The 1,349-nt window shown below is 70.9% G+C and carries 1 protein-coding gene; it reads right to left on the bottom strand.

Annotation, left to right across the window (positions count from 1 at the left end; genetic code table 11):
• Positions 1-1,349, bottom strand: a 1,349-nt coding sequence (locus tag DFR29_RS29575) for a carboxypeptidase-like regulatory domain-containing protein (RefSeq protein ID WP_166654432.1), incomplete at both ends; no start/stop codon positions are given.

Raw genomic sequence — 1,349 nt, forward strand, 5'->3', positions numbered from 1 at the left:
AATTCTGGATCTGCGATTTCTCGGCGGCCGTCAGGCCGTCGAACATGCCCGGTTCGACCATGTCGGCCAGGCGCTGGGTTTGCTGCTGCGCGGCGATGGCGTCGCCGAAGCGGCGCGGCACCAGGTAGCCGAGGTACGAAACGGTCTGGCCCGGCGCCACGGTCACGTTCCAGCTCCATTCGAAACGGCGCTGCGCGGGATTGATGCGGACCTGCGGCAGCGTTGCACCGTTACCACCGAAGACCTGGCCGGCCAGGCCCGCGCTGTAGTTGTCCCACTCGGGCGGCGCGACCACGGCGTAGCGGCCGCCTCCGGCCGCCGGCGACACCAGCAGTTCCGGCTCGAACGTGCGGTAGGTGCCGCTGATCCGCAGCGTGCGCGTGAGCGTTGTCGCACCGGTGTTGGTCAGCGTTTCCAGCAGGCGGACGTAGCCGCCGGCGGCCGGCACGTGGACGCGACGGCTGACCTGCAAACCGGCAAGGCCCAACGGCCCCAGGCGCAGCTCGCGTCCGGACAGGCCGCTCCAGGCGGCGCCGAGCCAGGGGAAGTCGGTCCCGCCGACACTGAGGACGTGGCCGTCGCCGCTGAAGGTATGCGCGGCGTCGGTTTCGGTGTGGAAGGGCAGCAGCGCGCCGGTGCCGCCAACCTCGACGCTGTAGCCCGAGACGCTGTCGAGCAGGCGCTGCGACAGTGGCAGCGCGTTGCCTAGGGTGACGTCGGCCGTGGTGCTGGCGTTGCTACCGACCGTGGCCTCGGCCAAGCCGGTCAGACGGCTGCTGTCGCAGGCATCGGCCTGGACCAGGAACGGACCCGGGGTCACCGCCGCGAACGTATACAGACCCGCAGCGTCCGCCGTCGTCGAATGGAACGGATGGACCGGTCCGTCGGCGACCGAACGCAGTTCGACGCAGGCCGCGGGCGCCGGGTTGCCGTCGCGGTAGACGGTGCCGCCGATACTGCCCGTGGCCGGGAACTGCAGGTTGACGACGGCGTTCTGTCCGTTGCTGGTCAGCTGCGTCTGCCCCGTGGCGACGTTCTGCGTGGGCTCGTCGATAGCGGAGACGCCGACCTCGCCCAGCGCGATGCGGTCGAAGCGGAACTGACCCTGGGCGTCGGTCCAGGTCTGGCGATCGAACAGCAGGCCGGAACTGCGCGCGTAGACCGCGACGTCCGCCACCGGCGTGCCAGCCTGAGCTAGCACGCTGCCTTCGACGTTGCCCGACGGCTGCAGCGCCAGGTTAAGCACCACCGCTGCCGTCGGCGCCGTCACGCTGCCGGTGGTTTCGCCGCGCAGGCCGGACTCGGCGTGCTGAGCCTGCAGCGTGAACGCGCCCACGGCCGCCCAGCCG

Source organism: Tahibacter aquaticus, from assembly GCF_004363655.1.
In the GTDB taxonomy this organism is placed as follows: domain Bacteria; phylum Pseudomonadota; class Gammaproteobacteria; order Xanthomonadales; family Rhodanobacteraceae; genus Tahibacter; species Tahibacter aquaticus.